This is a genomic window from Pseudonocardia cypriaca, from assembly GCF_006717045.1.
Taxonomy (GTDB): Bacteria; Actinomycetota; Actinomycetes; order Mycobacteriales; family Pseudonocardiaceae; genus Pseudonocardia; species Pseudonocardia cypriaca.
Genome location: NZ_VFPH01000001.1, coordinates 1,919,907 through 1,933,282 on the forward strand (window position 1 = coordinate 1,919,907; position 13,376 = coordinate 1,933,282).

The window sequence follows — 13,376 nt, forward strand, 5'->3', positions numbered from 1 at the left end:
TGGTTCGTCAAGCCGTTGCGGCGCCTGATTCGAGCTGCCGGTAGAGCTGGCGGGCGATGTAGCGCTTGAGGCACCGCTTGATGTCGCGGTCGGTCTTGCCCTGGGCTCGGCGACGGTCGGCGTAGGCGCGGGTGTCGGGGTCGTAGCGCAGCCGGGACAGCGCGATGTTGTGCAGGGCCCGGTTGAGTTGGCGGTTGCCGGAGCGGTTGAGCCGATAGCGCACCGTTTTACCCGAGGAGGCTGGGATCGGGGCGGCGCCGGCGAGCATCGCGAACGCGGCATCGTTGCGGCACCGCCGGGAATGCGACCAGGCGGTCAGCACGGTCGCGGCGTTGATCGGGCCGACCCCGGACAGCGTGAGTAGATCCGGTCGCCACGCGCGCACGATTGCTCGGATCGCCCGTTCGTGCTCGTTGGCCTCGGTTTCCAGGGCGCGGACCCGGCGGGCGAGTGCCCGCAGTGTGGACAGGGCGGTGAAGGTGTGCACGTCGGCGCTGGCCGTGGCCGGTCGCAGCCGCGCGGCGGTGGTGAGCATGTCGCGGGTGGTCTGGCCGCGGAACCGGGCCCGGACCGGTTCCGGGGCGGTGATCACCAGTGCGCGCAGCTGGCGTTGGGCGGTGCTGGCCGCGGCGACCGCGGCCCGGCGTGCGGTGAGCAGGATCTGCAGGCCGGCCCGTTCGGGTCCGGTCTTGGGCTGTGCCAGTCGTGTGCGGGCGAGCGCGTCGCGGGCGGCGCGTTCGGCGTCGATCGGGTCAGACTTTGCCCCGGCTCGGCGGGCGGGGCGGACCGGCCGGTCAAGTTCGACGACCAGCTCACCGAGCTGGTCGAGGTGTCGGGCCAGGCCGGCGCCGTAGCCGCCGGTGCCCTCGATCGCCCAGCCGCGCAGCCCGCCGTGGGCCTCGGCCAGCGCGACGAGTTCGGCGTATCCGTCTTCGTCGGCGCTCACCGTGGCGGTGGCCAGCACGGCGCGGGTATCGGTCGCGACCACGGCCGCGGTGTGGGTGTCGGTGTGGGTGTCGACCCCGATGACGAGCTCGACCAGTTCTGCGAGCATGGACAACGCGTTCTCCTGACCTGGAGGGACGTGAGGTCCGGTCCGGATCGGAGTCGGCAGGACTGTGACGGGACACGCCAGCGGCTACTGGCGGTCATGCTCCTGATCAAGCCAGCTACTCCGGCCGGGCCGGTGCCGACAGCAACAGGCGGACAAGTCGGATCAAGGGCATCACGCCAGTCAGGCGAAGAGCCACACCTGCTGCTGTCATCACCAGCCCACTGTCACTGAGCCAGCTTCACCATCCTCACAGTCAGCCGAGGTCGCGCCCCGGCACCGGCTGGCCCGCGTTCTCCCGGCTGCCGGCGCGGGTGCGCCGGGGGTCGGGCGCGCCGTCCTCGGGGAACCGCCTCAGGAACTCCTCCTCAAGGGCCAGCATCCGCTCGGTGTGCGCGTGCAGGGCCGACTCGCTCCCACCGAGCACGGTGTCGTGGCGGGTCTCGTGCAGGTGGGCCAGCTCGCGGCGCAGGTCGTCGTCGGGCAGCTCGGCCGGGGCGATGCCGTGCGATCGGTCCGTCATGGGCCTGGAGTGCCCACCGGACGCGCTCGACATGCGGGGGGCGGCTTGAGGCAGTATCGATCGGATGATCGTGCGAATGTCGACCGCGGGCGCCGTCGTGCAGGACCCCGACGACCTCGCCGACCTGCGCCTGGACACCGAGCTCGACACCGAGCGGCTCAGGAAGGCCCTCACCACGACGGGAACGGGAGAGCTCACCGACGACGGCACCGCGCTGCTGGACGTGGCCGTTCTCCGGTCGCTCGCCGTGATGAGCCCCACCGCCCCCGGCTGGTCGAAGCGGTGGGTGGCGATGATCGAGGACGCGGAGCGGAGGGGACTGCTGTCCGCGGACCGGCGGTCGGTGCGGGTGCCCGTCAGCCCGGCGCGCCGATGATCCCGTCGGAGGCGGGGGGCAGGTCGCGCACCGGCGAGCCGAAGACCTGCCCCGGCGTGGTGCCCAGCACGTTCCGGAACGCCGCGACGAACGCGCTGGGCGTGCGGTAGCCGACCCTCGCGGCCACGACGCTCACGGGGACGCCAGTGGCCAGCAGTTCCAGTGCGCCCCGGACGCGGGCCCGCGTGCGCCACTCGCCGAGGCCGCAGCCGGTGGCGTCGCGGAAGAGGCGGTGCAGCGTCCGCGGGCTGGTACCGGCGTACCGGGCCATGGCCTCGACGCCGCGGTCGTCGGCCGGGTCGGCGAGCAGGGCGTCGGCCACGCGACGGGCGCGCTCGTCGGCCGGCATGGCCAGCTCGACCGACGCGACGGGCGCCGGCACGAGCTGGTCGAACAGCACGGCCTCGGCCCGGGCGCGCTCGGCGTCACCCAGCTCGGCCCGGCCGAGATGACCGATCAGGGCGGCGAGCAGGGGGGCCACCGCGAGCACGGTCGGCCGGTCGAAGCCTTCCGGGGCCCGGGCGGGGCGCAGGTAGAGGCTGTGCATCGCGGTGGCGGTGGCCGCGGCGGTGGTGTGCCGCACCCCGGCCGGGATCCACAGCGCGCGGGTGGGTGGGAGCGCCCACGTCGTGTCGCCGGCCGAGATCGACAGCACCCCCCGCTCGGCCCATGCGAGCTGGTGGGTCGGGTGGACGTGCTCGGCGAACCGGTGGCCGCGGGCGAGCGCGAACCTCCCCACGAGCGCGGCGCCCAGCGGTGGGGCGAGGAGGCCGGTGGGATGGCCGGAACGCGACACGGAACGGCAGGCTAGCCGGTGCCGGACAGCGCGCCCCGGTCCTAGCCTCGGGAGGGTGCCGATGAACCTGCTGCACCGCCGGATCTGCCGCTCCGACGCCTGGGCCACCCGGATGCACGGAGAGGTACTGCCCTGGGTGTGCCGCACGGTGCCGCTGGACGGCGACGTGCTCGAGATCGGGCCGGGCTACGGCGTCACCACCCGCTGGCTCGCCGAGAAGGGCGGGCGCCTCACCGCGGTGGAGGTCGACCCGGACCTCGCCGCCGGCGTGCGCGCCGGCCTGGGGGACCGCGTCGACGTGCACACCGGTGACGGCGCGGCCCTACCGTTCCCCGACGAGTCCTTCGACACCGTCGTCTGCTTCACGATGCTGCACCACGTCCCCTCGCCGGAGCAGCAGGACCAGCTGTTCGCCGAGGCGGCCCGCGTGCTGCGGCCCGGTGGCGTGTTCGCGGGCCTCGACAGCCGCCTCAACCTGCGGTTCCGGCTGATCCACATCGGCGACACCATGACGGTCGTCGACCCGGACGGCCTTCCCGACCGCCTCAGCGCCGCGGGCCTCGCCGGCATCGAGGTCGACACCGTGCCCCGGGCCTTCCGCTTCCGCGCGACCCGGTAGCGCGACCCGTCAGAGCCAGCCCTGTTCCCGGGCCATGCGGTAGGCCTCGGCGCGGGTGGGGACGGCGAGCTTCGCGGTGATCGCCGCGAGGTGGTTGCGGACCGTGCCCTGCGACAAGTGCACGCGCCTGGCGACGACCGCGACGGCGGTGTCGGCGCCCGCCTCGCGCAGGACCTCCAGCTCGCGCGGGGTGAGCGGGCACGGCTGGGCCGTGAGGGCGTCGGCGGCGAGGGCGGGGTCGACGTAGCGGGCGCCGCCGTGCACCCTCCGGATCACGTCGGCGAGGGCGCCACCGGGGGAGCCCTTGGGCAGGAACCCCTTGGCCCCGGCGGCGAGCGCGCGCTGCAGGTGCGGCGGGCGGCCGTGCCCGGTGAGGATCACGACGTTGCAGGACGGCAGTGCGGTCGCCAGCTCCGCGGCGACCTCGATGCCGTCGAGCCCCGGCATCTCGAGGTCGACGACCGCGACGTCCGGGCGGTGGGCCACGGCCGCTTCGACGGCCGCGCGTCCGTCGCCCGCCTGGGCGACGACCTCGAGGTCGGGCTCCAGGCCGAGCAGAGCGGCGACCGCGGTGCGGATCAGCTCCTCGTCGTCGGCGAGCAGGACGCGGATCACGACGTCGGCACCGGCACCACGGCGTCGAGGGTGAACACCCCGTCCGCGACGGAGGTGTGCAGCCGCCCGCCCGAGCCGCCGAGCCGGTCGGACAGCCCCTGCAGCCCCGAGCTGTACGCGTCCGGGCGTGCCTCGCCCGCGCCGTCGTTCGCGACGGTGAGCCGCACCTCGTCCGCACCCCGCACGAGATCGATCCTGCACCACGTCGCGCGGCTGTGGCGCAGCACGTTGGTGCCGGCCTCGCGGACGGTCGCGGCGAGCCCGGTGGCGACCGCGTCCGGGAGTGGCCCCGGGTCGCCGGTGACCGTGCACCGCACCCCTGACGAACCGAGCACCCGCGCGACCGCGTCCAGCTGAGCGGCGAGGTCGACCGCCCGGTACCCGTGCACGACCTCGCGCATCTCGGCGAGCGCTGCGGCCGCGAGCTCGCGCACCTCGCCCGCCTCCCGGCCGGCGCGCTCGGGGTCGACGGTGGCGAGCCGCTGGGCGAGCTCGGCCTTCACGGCGATCACCGAGAGGTGGTGGCCGAGCAGGTCGTGCACGTCGCGGGCGAACCTCAACCGTTCCTCGGTGATGGCGAGCCGGGCCCGCGCCTCGCGCCCGTCCCGGGCCTCGAGGACCAGGTGCCACAGCACGACCGGCAGCCCGTGGATGGCGAGCAGGCTCACCCCCATCCCCGCGGTGATCAGCGCGAAGGTGGTGGGGGAGCCGCCGGTGACGACCCCGACCAGCGCGGAGAGCGCGGTGGCCAGCACGGCCACGACCGCCGCGAGATTGGTGCGCATCAGCAACGGGACGGACCCCACCACAGCGGCGCCGAGCCACGCCCAGGTGTCCCAGCCCTCGGCGCCCTCGGTGGCGACCGGCGCGGCGAGGGGTACCGACCCGAGCGCGGCCACCAGGAAGGCGACGACGTAGCGCCTGCGCGTCCGCTCCGCGAGACCCGGGGTCGCCGCGGCGTAGAGCGCGGCGGCCTGCGTGCCCGCGACCGCGAGGATCGCGATGCCGCCCAGCACCTGCCACAGCGGGCGGGCCTCGAAGCGCACCACCCCGATGCCGGGCCACGTCACCGTCGACGCGACCGCGACGACCAGCGAGCCGAGCACGGCCGCGCGCACCCGGCCGAGGCGGGGGTCGCGCGTGTCGGTCGGCACGACGGGATCATGCCCGGTGGTTGCCCGTACCGTCGCCGGGTACCGCCAGTCCATGACCAACTCCGCACCGCTCACGGCGCTCGCGCTGAACTGCACCCTGACCCCGTCCCCGGGCGAGTCGAGCACCGAGCTCATGTCGGACCAGGTCCTCAACGCCCTGCGCGAGCACGGTGTGGAGGGTCGGAGCATCCGGGTGGTCGACCTCGACGTGAAGCCGGGGGTCGAGGCCGACATGGGCGCCGGCGACGCGTGGCCCGGGATCCGGCAGCAGATGCTCGAGTCGGACATCCTCGTCATCGCCACGCCGACGTGGGTGGGGCAGCGCAGCAGCGTCGCGCAGCGGGTGATCGAACGGCTCGACGCGGAGCTGTCCGCCACCGACGACGAGGGCAGGCTGGAGACGTTCGGCAAGGTCGCGCTCGCGGTCGTCGTCGGCAACGAGGACGGCGCCCACGCGATCACCGCGGGTCTGTTCCAGGGCCTCAACGACGTGGGCTTCACGATCCCCGCTCAGGGCGGCGTGTACTGGAACGGCGAGGCGATGACCACCGGCGACTACAAGGACCTCGACGAGAAGCCCGAGGCGGTGGCGTCGACGATGAAGACCCTCGCCGCCAACGCCGCCCACCTCGCACGGCTGCTCAAGCAGGACCGCTACCCGCCGGCGTGAGCTCAGGCGCCGGGGTGGGCGAACCGAAGGGTGAACGCCTCGAACCGGCCCGCCTCCACGCCGCTGGGTGCCCGGACGAGACCGTCCGGACCGGGCTGCGGCGGCGAGGGTGGTGCCTGCAGCAGCGTCCGTAGCCGGGCCAGCGCCTGCCGGTAGAACCTCACCTGCGTGTGCCGCCCGAACAGCCGGAACCCCAGCCGGAGCATCGGGTTGCGGATGGGCGCGCGCCGCGAGTAGGCGAGGATCCGGAACTCGACCCGCCCGGTCTCCAGCTCCTTGGCCAGCTCGTAGGTCAACCGTCCCTGCTCGAGGTGGCCGCGCAGGGTCTGGTACGACCAGCCGATCACGCGTTCCGGACCGTGCGGTCCGGCGCGCACCTCGTCGTGCTGGGCGGTGATGCGCACTCCCAGCAGGAAGCGCAGCACGAGGAACCGGCCCTCCAGCAGCATGTCGCGACCGACCAGGTCGCCCGGGTAGTGGAAGGCCGCGCGCAGGATCGAGGGGTCGCTGAACTCGTAGTGGTTCACCAGCGCCCCCGCGGTCTCGAGGAGGCCGCCCGGCTCCGGCTCGCCCGGCTCCTCCCGGCCGAGCTCCAGCACGCAGCGGTCGACGTGCCAGCCGGTCGTGACCACGGGCGGGGCCTCCGCCTCGGCGTAGTTGACCGGGAGGTCGCGCAGAGCGGCGACGGCGTCGGCGAGCGGTGGCCTCACCGGTCGGTGACGCGGTGGGAGACGTCGTCGGCGGTGTCCCCGATCAGCCAGAACATCGGGGGCCACAGCCCGACGAAGAGGGCACGGCGCTCGGCGTTGCCCCGCTCGTCCTGGTCCACCGTCTTGGCGTGCAGCCAGAGCCCGATGCAGAGTCCGATGGAGGCGAGCGACGCGGCGCGACAGGCGAGCGCGGCGCGGCTCAGCAGGGCCGCGTTCGGGATCATGTGCGGCGGGTACCCGAGCGCCCGTGCCACTACGCCCCCGTTCGCGCCGCGCCCCCGGCGGTCTCCCTCACCGGACCGCGATCGTGCTGCGCTGGCCGCTCGGCCTCGCCAGGGTGAGCTGGCGCTACATGTGGCGCACCACCCCGATGCACCGCACCGAGACGGTCGCGGACGCGTCCGAGCGGCCGTGGACCGTCCCGGAGGACGTGGTCGACGACGACCTGCAACGCATCGAGGACGGCGTCGGCCCGCTGCTGCACCGTCGCTACTCGGTGCGGATCGCGGACGCATCGCTCCCGGCGGAGCAGGTGATCGGGCGGTTCTCCGGTGACCCGAACTGCGGCGCGCCCGCCGAGGTCGCGGTGTTCGAGAAGGTCCGCGGGGCCGAAGGCGGCGCTGCCGTCGGTGACGAGTTCCTGATCCGGATGCCGGGCCCGTGGGACGGGCCGGTCCGGGTGATCGCCACGGGTCCCACGTCGTTGCGGCTGGCGACCCTGCGGGGGCACCTCGAAGCCGGGCAGATCGAGTTCCGGTGCCGCACCGAGGACGGCGAGCTGCTGTTCGAGATCGAGTCGTGGGCCCGTTCCGGTGACCGGCTCTCCGACCTGCTCTACACCCGGTTGCGGCTGGCGAAGGAGATCCAGCTGAACCTCTGGGTGGAGACGTGCCTGCGACTCGCCCGTGACGTCGGGGGACGGCCACGCGGCGGGGTGCGGATCGAGACCCACCGGGTGCGTGACTGACCGGCCGGGTGTGGCCGCCGGGGGCGCCGGGTAAGCGAGATCGGTAAGCAGCCTGACGAGGAGGAGGTGCGCGTCGTCATGGCGCAGCGCGACTACGAGGAGCAGCCGGAGGCCCCGGATCTGGGTGCGTCCGTTCAGCTGGAGAGCGAGGAGCACCTCGCGGCCCCCGCGGGCGACCGGGACGGCCTCGACGCCGGCTACTCGCCACCCGACCGGCCCTACCTCGCCGATTCGGACGAGGTCACCGCGCGCGGCATGAGGGAGGGCGCCTCGCTCGACGAACGGCTGAGCCGCGAGCGCGGCGACGAGCCGGTGGACGCCGACCGGTCCGGCCGCATCGCGCTCGCCGACGAAGGTGCCGCGCTGGAGACGCCGGACGCCATGGACGGGGTGGACGTCGGCATCGACGGCGGCGCCGCCTCGGCCGAGGAGGCCGCCGTGCACGTCACCGACGAGCCGGGCGCGCCCGTCGAGGTGGAGCCGTCCGTGGCCGGTTCACCCGAGCTCGACGACCCGGAGCTCGACGCCGCGCTGGGCGCCGACCCCGAGTCCGACGAGGCCGCGACCCAGGCCGCGCGGGACGTGCGGGCCGACGGTGACGTGTTCGACCCCGGCCTCCCCGGCGGGGCGAGGGCCGCGGAGCCCGGCGCCGAACCGGTGGCCGAGGGGATCGACACCGATCCGGAGTCCGGGGGAGCGGCGGCCGGTGCGGACGGCCGCCAGGACGCCGGACCGGATGCGTGGAGGTGACGTCCCCTACGCACCGCAGCTGCGGGTGATGCGGGCGATCTCGCCGTCGAGGTCCATCCGCTCCGCCTCGGTGCCGACGGGCACCATCGCGAGCGTGGCTTCGACGAACGACCGCAGCAGGTCCTGGTCGACCTCGAGCACCGCGCGCCCGTCGTGCGAACGGATCTCGATCTCGACGATGTCGTAGCCCTGCACGTTGAGCGGGCGCATCCGGACGTCGCCCTCACCCGTCGGCTCGTCGAGCGCGGCGATCACGAGCTCCCGCCCGATCAGCCACTCGACCCACCGGTCCTGTCTCGTGCGGACCGCGAGGGACACCGCGAACGGGTCGTACGCGCTGTAGCTCCACCGCGTGACGACCGGTGCGGGCTGGCCGTGCAGCACGGTGAACATGTCTTGCTGGACGAGATCGTTGGTCATCGTCGCCCCCCTGGGCACTGGGGCCGCCCGCTCGTGCGGCGGCGTCACCCTCTGCATCGCAGCATGCCCCAGGAACGCTGCACTCGTGAGGAGACTTCACCCGAACAAGCGAGTGGGTGCCGGTAACGGTACGGAGCGTGAGTGATCGTTGCGGCAGCGGTGTCAGGGGTGTTCCGCCGTCACGACCCAGATGCCTTCGCTCCCCGTCCGGGCAGGTTGGGCGAGGGTGAGGGTGCGGCGTTCACCGTCGGCGTTGCGCACGTCGACGCTGGTGCCGTCCGGGCCCGGGTAGGCCTCGGCGTCCGGCCAGTCGTGCGCGGCCGCCGCGTAGGCGATCGCCACCTCGGACGGGTCCAGCAGCCACGGCTGGGCGCCGCGGTCCACCTCCGCCTGCAGGGCCGCCGCGTCCGCCGCTGTCGCCGCGGGCCACGGCAGCTCCGCCCGTGCCGACGCCGGAGCGTCCGGGGGTGCCGTGCTGGTCGGCGGCAGGGGGCGGGGCTCCGGGGGAGCGCTCGTGCCCGGCGCGGCGGACGGGGCGCAGCCGGCGAGCAGGAACCCGGCGAGCAGACCTGCTGTGACGATCTTCACTGCGACGATCTTCCCGACGGTCGGGCGAGAGGCGCGTCGGCCGGTCGGGATCACGGCGCCACCGTAGGGGCGCGGGCGTGGCCCCGGCCGTCGCCGCGCCGGACGCTTCCGGGGGACCGGCGCCCGACCCCTCCGTTCGGGGGTGAACCACGCGTCGCCGGAGTCATTAGGGTCAGGTCGGCAGCGCGGCTACTTCGAGGTGAGGTCATGAACGCGTCCGTACAGAACTTCTACGCCGCCCGCGAGTTCCTCGTGGCGCACCGCGAGGACTACGACACGGCCTACCGCGACTTCCGCTGGCCCGAGATCGACGAGTTCAACTGGGCGCTCGACCACTTCGACGCCGTCGCCGCCCACCCCGAACGCGGCGCCGCCCGCGCACTCTGGATCGTCGAGCAGGACGGCAGCGAGGCGTACTGGACCTTTTCCGAGCTCTCCGCACGCTCGAACCAGGTGGCCAACTGGCTGCGCGGGCACGGCGTCGCCCGCGGCGACCGGGTCATCCTCATGCTCGGCAACCAGGTGGAGCTGTGGGAGACCCTGCTCGCCGCGATGAAGCTCGGCGCGATCGTCATCCCGGCCACCACGCTGCTCACCGCGGCCGACCTGCGCGACCGGCTCGACCGGGGCGGCGCGAAGCACGTCGTGGTCGGGGGTAGCGACGCCGGCAAGTTCGGCGACGTCGAGGGCGACTACACGCGCATCGCCGTGCGTGGTGCACCCGAGGGCTGGCTCGACTACGCCGACACCGCGTCGGCGTCCGAGGACTTCACGCCCGACGGCGTCACCCGCGGCAGCGACACCCTCCTGCTGTACTTCACCTCCGGCACCACGGCCAAGCCGAAGCTCGTGGAGCACACCCACGCGTCCTACCCGGTCGGGCACCTGTCCACGATGTACTGGGTCGGCCTGCAGCCCGGGGACGTCCACCTCAACATCTCCTCGCCGGGCTGGGCGAAGCACGCGTGGAGCAACGTCTTCGCGCCGTGGATCGCCGAGGCGTGCGTGCTCGTCATGAACTACTCGAGGTTCGACGCCGAGTCCGTCATGGGCGTGCTGGACCGCTGCAACGTCACCAGCTTCTGCGCGCCGCCCACCGTGTGGCGGATGCTCATCCAGGCCGACCTGTCGAGCCTGGCGAACCCGCCCACCAAGGTCGTCGGGGCGGGTGAGCCCCTCAACCCGGAGGTGATCGAGCAGGTCGAGAAGGCGTGGGGCATCCGGATCCGCGACGGCTTCGGGCAGACCGAGACCACGCTCCAGATCGGCAACCCGCCGGGACAGGCGGTCAAGCCCGGCTCGATGGGCCGGCCGATCCCCGGCTACCGGATCGTGCTCATCGACCCGGCCACCGACCAGCCGGCCGACGAGGGCGAGATCTGCATCGACCTGTCCGACCGCCCGCTCGGGCTGATGGTCGGCTACCAGGGCGACCCCGAGCGCAACGCCGACGCGATGGCGGGCGGCTACTACCACACCGGGGACGTCGGCTCGCGCGACTCGGACGGCTACATCACCTACGTCGGGCGCTCCGACGACGTGTTCAAGGCCTCCGACTACCGGATCAGCCCGTTCGAGCTGGAGAGCGTGCTCATCGAGCACCCGGCCGTGGCGGAGGCGGCCGTCGTGCCGTCGCCGGACCCGGTGCGCCTCGCCGTGCCGAAGGCGTACGTCGTGCTGGCCGCCGGCCACGAGCCGACCGAGGAGACCGCCCGGTCGATCCTCGAGTTCGCGCGCGACAACCTGGCGCCGTACAAGCGGATCCGGCGGCTGGAGTTCGGCGCGCTGCCCAAGACCATCTCGGGCAAGATCCGCCGCGTGGAGCTGCGGGGGCGCGAGAGCGAGCTGCACACCGACGGGGCCGCCGCGCCTGCCGGGGAGTACACCCTCTAGTGGAGCGCCCTCGCCCAGCGGGCCTCGCGGTCCGACGATCGGTCGTGAGCATTGCTATGACACAGGTCACGCGCGGCCGATCGTGCGAGATCCGCCGTTCGCCGACCGGCGGCCCGAGCCGGGATTGCTCGGCTCTGCTGCGGGTGTTGGAGGGGTTGTGACGCATTCTGAGCCGGCAGGCGGCATCGCCGACGTCATGGCCGGCATGCCCGAGGTCTGGCGCCGGCTGCTCGCCGCGCACCAGCCCGACCGGTTGGGGCGCTGCGCGTCCTGCCGGACCTCCAGCGGCTCGGGTGAACGCTGGCCCTGCTCGCTGCACCAGATCGCCAGTGAGGCGAAGCGGCTGCACGGGCTGCAGCTCGGGCAGGCCGTCGCAGGGGACTGACGCGGTGCGTTCCCGCCCTGCGGCGTCGCCCAGGTGGGTACGCCCGGCTGGGCTGCTCGTGGGCGCGTTGGCCGACGCGCTGTTCGGCGATCCGCGCCGCGGGCATCCGGTCGCCGGGTTCGGGCGGGTCGCGGCCGCGCTCGAGGTGCGCTGCTACGCCGACGGCCGCTCCGCGGGCGCGCGGTACGCCGCCGCGCTCGTCGGTGGGGCGGCCGGCCTGGGGGTCCTCGCCGAGCGGGTGGCGGCCCGTCGTCCACTCGCGGGCGTGGCGCTCACCGGCCTCGCGACCTGGGCGGTGCTCGGCGGTTCGTCACTCGCCGGGCACGGGGCCGGGCTGGCCCGTGAGCTCGTCGCCGGGGACCTCGCCGCCGCGCGCCTCCGCCTGCCGTCGCTGTGCGGCCGCGACCCGGCGTCGCTCGATGCGGCGGGGATGGCGCGGGCCGGCACCGAGTCGATGGCCGAGAACACCTCGGACGCCGTCGTCGCGCCCCTGCTGTGGGGCGCCGTCGCCGGGGTGCCCGGCCTGCTCGCGTACCGGGCCGTCAACACGCTCGACGCCATGGTCGGCTACCGGTCGCCGCGGTACCGGCGCTTCGGCTGGGCGTCCGCGCGGTTGGACGACGTGGCAAACCTGGTGCCGGCCCGGGTGTCGGCGCTGCTCTTCGCCGGGCTCGCGTCCGCGGTGGGCGGATCACCTCGCCGCGCCGTCGCCGCGTGGCACCGTGACGGTTCGGCGCACCCGAGCCCGAACGCCGGCCCGGTCGAGGCGGCCACCGCCGGCGCACTCGGCGTCACGCTCGGCGGGCGCACGGTCTACCCGCACGGTGTGGAGGAGCGGCCCCGCCTGGGCGAAGGCCCGCCCCCCACGCCTGCCGATCTCGCACGTGCGGCTCGCCTGTCCCGCCTGGTAGGCATCGCCGCGGTGGCCTTGTCGGTCGCAGTCGCCGCCTCGTTCCGACCAACGGCGCGTTCGTCGGAACCTATCCGACGAACGCGCCGCTCGTCGGAATAGCAGCTCCGCCCACCGCCGGGACTCAGCGCGGGCCGGGCTCGTCGTCCCCCGCGAGGGCGCGGCGCAGTGCTGCCCGTTCCGAACGCCGGTCCGGGCCGCGCCGCTGCAGCAGCTCCAGCCGCACGAAGAGGCCGAGGGCGACCAGCGCGATCACCCCGAACGTGATCCACTGCAGGGCGTAGGAGAAGTTCGTGAACGGAGCGTCGCCGCCCGCGGTCGGGGCCACCTCCAGCGGGCGCAGCACGCCCGGCTGGTCCGCCGTGAGCTGCAGGAAGCCGGGTTCGAGTGGCAGCCCGGTCGCGGCGGCGAGCGCGCGGGAGTCGGACGCGTAGATCTGGCGGTGCCCGTCGGTCTCGATCGCGGCGCGGCCCTGCGGGTCGGTCTCGTCGAGCCGCAGCCGGCCGGTGAGCGTGACGGGGCCGGCCGGCGGTGCCGCGTAGTCGGGCACGGTGGCGCCGGACGCGGCGGCCGCCGACCCCCGATTCACCGTGATCAGGCGCCCGTCGTCGGTGCGGAACGGGGTGAGCACCTCGACGGCCGGCTGGCCGTCCACCACCCGCAGCCGCACGAGGCCCTCGCCGTCGGGAACGTAGGTGCCGGTGACCGTGACCTGCCGCCACTCGACGGCGGACGTCACCGACCCCCCTGGCGGCACCAGCTCCGCGAGCGGGACGGGCGCGGTGGTGGACGCGGCGTCGATCGCCTGCTGCTGGGCGTCGCGCTGCGCCTCGCGGCCGAACTGCCACGGCGCGAGCAGCGTGAACGCGGCGACCGCGAACCCGATGACCGCAACGACGAGCGCGATCCACCCGGGCCGCAGGAGGAACCTCACGCTCCGACAATACTG

The 13,376-nt window shown here is 74.2% G+C and carries 18 protein-coding genes; 8 read left to right on the forward strand and 10 right to left on the reverse strand.

Annotation, left to right across the window (positions count from 1 at the left end):
* Positions 1-7 precede the first annotated feature (7 nt).
* Together FB388_RS09080 and FB388_RS09085 are read right to left on the reverse strand one after the other, a co-directional pair.
* Positions 8-1,054: an IS110 family RNA-guided transposase gene (locus tag FB388_RS09080; RefSeq protein ID WP_211361989.1), complete on the reverse strand. Its 1,047-nt coding sequence runs from the start codon at positions 1,052-1,054 to the stop codon at positions 8-10.
* Positions 1,055-1,307: 253 nt separating this feature from the next.
* The gene (locus FB388_RS09085; protein ID WP_142099365.1) at positions 1,308-1,574 is read right to left on the reverse strand and encodes a DUF6158 family protein; all 267 of its coding nucleotides are present in this window, start codon (positions 1,572-1,574) and stop codon (positions 1,308-1,310) included.
* 64 nt (positions 1,575-1,638) lie between these two features.
* On the opposite strand from FB388_RS09085, the gene FB388_RS09090 reads away from it, so the two are divergent.
* Positions 1,639-1,950 carry a hypothetical protein gene (locus FB388_RS09090; RefSeq protein WP_142099367.1) on the forward strand — a complete coding sequence of 104 codons (312 nt, stop codon included), beginning with the start codon at positions 1,639-1,641 and terminating at the stop codon, positions 1,948-1,950.
* Here FB388_RS09090 and FB388_RS09095 read toward each other — a convergent pair.
* Positions 1,931-2,746 (reverse strand): helix-turn-helix transcriptional regulator, encoded by an 816-nt coding sequence (locus tag FB388_RS09095; RefSeq protein ID WP_142099369.1) that lies wholly within the window; start codon positions 2,744-2,746, stop codon positions 1,931-1,933. The two genes, FB388_RS09090 and FB388_RS09095, sit on opposite strands and share 20 nt — an antisense overlap.
* A 61-nt stretch (positions 2,747-2,807) precedes the next feature.
* On the opposite strand from FB388_RS09095, the gene FB388_RS09100 reads away from it, so the two are divergent.
* Complete coding sequence (locus tag FB388_RS09100) at positions 2,808-3,365, forward strand: class I SAM-dependent methyltransferase (RefSeq protein ID WP_170225674.1); 558 nt, start codon at positions 2,808-2,810, stop codon at positions 3,363-3,365.
* 9 nt (positions 3,366-3,374) lie between these two features.
* Here the strand turns inward: FB388_RS09100 and FB388_RS09105 are convergent, their stop codons facing one another.
* The gene (locus tag FB388_RS09105; protein WP_142099373.1) at positions 3,375-3,980 is read right to left on the reverse strand and encodes a response regulator transcription factor; all 606 of its coding nucleotides are present in this window, start codon (positions 3,978-3,980) and stop codon (positions 3,375-3,377) included.
* Positions 3,977-5,134, reverse strand: a complete 1,158-nt coding sequence (locus FB388_RS09110) for a sensor histidine kinase (RefSeq protein ID WP_211361829.1) — start codon at positions 5,132-5,134, stop codon at positions 3,977-3,979. The genes FB388_RS09105 and FB388_RS09110 overlap by 4 nt, the downstream gene beginning before the upstream one ends.
* Before the next feature lie 52 nt (positions 5,135-5,186).
* Here FB388_RS09110 and FB388_RS09115 point away from each other — a divergent pair, with 52 nt between their 5' ends.
* Positions 5,187-5,804 carry a flavodoxin family protein gene (locus FB388_RS09115; RefSeq protein ID WP_142099377.1) on the forward strand — a complete coding sequence of 206 codons (618 nt, stop codon included), beginning with the start codon at positions 5,187-5,189 and terminating at the stop codon, positions 5,802-5,804.
* A gap of 2 nt (positions 5,805-5,806) precedes the next feature.
* On the opposite strand, the gene FB388_RS09120 is transcribed toward FB388_RS09115, so the two are convergent.
* Complete coding sequence (locus FB388_RS09120; RefSeq protein ID WP_170225538.1) at positions 5,807-6,514, reverse strand: DUF1990 family protein; 708 nt, start codon at positions 6,512-6,514, stop codon at positions 5,807-5,809.
* Positions 6,511-6,738: a hypothetical protein gene (locus tag FB388_RS09125; RefSeq protein ID WP_142099381.1), complete on the reverse strand. Its 228-nt coding sequence runs from the start codon at positions 6,736-6,738 to the stop codon at positions 6,511-6,513. The genes FB388_RS09120 and FB388_RS09125 overlap by 4 nt, the downstream gene beginning before the upstream one ends.
* A gap of 83 nt (positions 6,739-6,821) precedes the next feature.
* Here FB388_RS09125 and FB388_RS09130 point away from each other — a divergent pair, with 83 nt between their 5' ends.
* Positions 6,822-7,481 (forward strand): DUF1990 family protein, encoded by a 660-nt coding sequence (locus tag FB388_RS09130; protein WP_246121770.1) that lies wholly within the window; start codon positions 6,822-6,824, stop codon positions 7,479-7,481.
* A gap of 66 nt (positions 7,482-7,547) precedes the next feature.
* A complete protein-coding gene (locus FB388_RS09135) occupies positions 7,548-8,231 on the forward strand; it encodes a DUF5709 domain-containing protein (protein WP_211361830.1) in 684 nt (227 codons plus the stop codon).
* A 6-nt stretch (positions 8,232-8,237) separates the two neighbouring features.
* On the opposite strand, the gene FB388_RS09140 is transcribed toward FB388_RS09135, so the two are convergent.
* Both FB388_RS09140 and FB388_RS09145 read right to left on the reverse strand, forming a co-directional pair.
* Positions 8,238-8,651 (reverse strand): SsgA family sporulation/cell division regulator, encoded by a 414-nt coding sequence (locus FB388_RS09140; RefSeq protein ID WP_142099383.1) that lies wholly within the window; start codon positions 8,649-8,651, stop codon positions 8,238-8,240.
* Between the two features lie 162 nt (positions 8,652-8,813).
* Entirely contained in the window at positions 8,814-9,293 is a 480-nt protein-coding gene (locus FB388_RS09145; protein WP_142099385.1) for an acyl transferase, read from the reverse strand.
* Between the two features lie 153 nt (positions 9,294-9,446).
* Between FB388_RS09145 and FB388_RS09150 the strand changes: the two genes are divergently transcribed.
* From FB388_RS09150 to FB388_RS09160, 3 genes are all read left to right on the forward strand, one after another.
* Positions 9,447-11,132: an AMP-binding protein gene (locus FB388_RS09150; RefSeq protein WP_142099387.1), complete on the forward strand. Its 1,686-nt coding sequence runs from the start codon at positions 9,447-9,449 to the stop codon at positions 11,130-11,132.
* A 157-nt stretch (positions 11,133-11,289) separates the two neighbouring features.
* Positions 11,290-11,517 (forward strand): hypothetical protein, encoded by a 228-nt coding sequence (locus FB388_RS09155; RefSeq protein ID WP_142099389.1) that lies wholly within the window; start codon positions 11,290-11,292, stop codon positions 11,515-11,517.
* Between the two features lie 4 nt (positions 11,518-11,521).
* Entirely contained in the window at positions 11,522-12,529 is a 1,008-nt protein-coding gene (locus tag FB388_RS09160) for a cobalamin biosynthesis protein (protein ID WP_142099390.1), read from the forward strand.
* Between the two features lie 22 nt (positions 12,530-12,551).
* On the opposite strand, the gene FB388_RS09165 is transcribed toward FB388_RS09160, so the two are convergent.
* Positions 12,552-13,361 (reverse strand): SURF1 family cytochrome oxidase biogenesis protein, encoded by an 810-nt coding sequence (locus FB388_RS09165; RefSeq protein WP_142099392.1) that lies wholly within the window; start codon positions 13,359-13,361, stop codon positions 12,552-12,554.
* Positions 13,362-13,376: the final 15 nt, after the last annotated feature.